The following is a 293-nucleotide window of genomic DNA, read 5'->3' as shown; positions in this document are numbered from 1 at the left end:
GGATAAACAGCGCAAGACAGTCGACTATGAACGACTAAAACGCACGGTCGAAATTGGCGTGCGCCTAATGGATAACGTAATCGACGCAACACCGTACTTCCTTCCGGAAAATACGATACAAGCGCTGGGAGAACGACGTCTAGGCATGGGCGTCATGGGACTTCACGACCTATTAATCTATTGCGAAGCGGAATACGGAAGCGACGAAGGTAACGCCATTGTCGATAAGGTGTTTGAAGTTATGGCGACGACAGCTTACCGCGCATCTATCGAACTAGCGAAGGAAAAAGGGC

Annotated in this window: 1 pseudogene; it reads left to right on the top strand. The window is 49.8% G+C overall.

The features are described 5' to 3' along the window. A pseudogene (locus tag PZE06_RS28505) lies at nucleotides 1-293 on the top strand (vitamin B12-dependent ribonucleotide reductase); the annotation flags it as partial.

Source organism: Robertmurraya sp. DFI.2.37, assembly GCF_029211245.1.
Lineage (GTDB): Bacteria > Bacillota > Bacilli > Bacillales > Cytobacillaceae > Robertmurraya > Robertmurraya methanolica_A.
This window is presented reverse-complemented; position numbering and strand designations above follow the sequence as displayed.